Source organism: Enterococcus pernyi (genome assembly GCF_045371165.1).
Taxonomy (GTDB): domain Bacteria; phylum Bacillota; class Bacilli; order Lactobacillales; family Enterococcaceae; genus Enterococcus_B; species Enterococcus_B pernyi.
The window spans coordinates 1-697 of the sequence record NZ_JBIQDM010000029.1 but is presented as its reverse complement, the minus strand read 5'-3'; the positions used below and the strand labels follow the sequence as shown (position 1 = coordinate 697).

General features: G+C 31.6%; 1 protein-coding gene. It reads right to left on the bottom strand.

Annotation, left to right across the window (positions count from 1 at the left end; genetic code table 11):
- Nucleotides 1-264: 264 nt before the first annotated feature.
- Complete coding sequence (locus ACH0AK_RS14920; RefSeq protein WP_034690366.1) at nt 265-558, bottom strand: hypothetical protein; 294 nt, start codon at nt 556-558, stop codon at nt 265-267.
- Nucleotides 559-697: the final 139 nt, after the last annotated feature.

Here is a 697-nt window from a genome sequence, read left to right as displayed (position 1 = left end):
CTTCTCAAAAGTTTTTCCGCCCCTTTTTTTCTGAATGCGGAAGGTGTATAAGCAGTGACGCTGAGGGTAACAGTGGTTTGGGAAGAAATGGAGCTTAATCAAGACATCGGACGAACGAGCTGAAAATCGCTTTGAAATTTAAGCCCTTGATCTTGAACTTGTCTTTTTGGTTTTGAGCTTTTTTTGTATTTTTACTAGTTAGTCATAAAAGAAAAGCCCTAGAATAACTAGAAAATTCTAGGACTTAATTTTTGGGGCTTAGAACTAGTTATTCTTCATATTTCTTCTATCAAATACAGTCACTTCATTTATCACAACTTTTTCAGTCCGTTTATCAAATATTATGGGTCTAATTTTTTCTAACCACTCTTCATTGGTTGCTTCGAAGATAAGAAATCCTATCGTGGAAAAAACAAGCATACCAGTACTGGATTCAATTAACTCTCTTTCATACATTGGGTGTAAATCTGCTATATAATCAATAATATTTTCATCGGTATATTCAAAAGACTCTATATATTCTAAAGTTTTTTTATCATAAACATCGATTATTTCCATTTCGTCATCTCCATTTTTAGTTTTTAAGTTTTCAACATACATTTTTTTTTAACGTTTTTCTAAGGCGAAAAGGTTTTAAAAAATTTCAATTTTCAGATCGTTAGATTTCGCTCCTTTCTTTGATTAAACTTCGTTCCAT

Bases quoted from the DNA above. Each gene is read 5' to 3' on its own strand.
- ACH0AK_RS14920 (WP_034690366.1), bottom strand. From the start codon at position 558: ATGGAAATAATCGATGTTTATGATAAAAAAACTTTAGAATATATAGAG.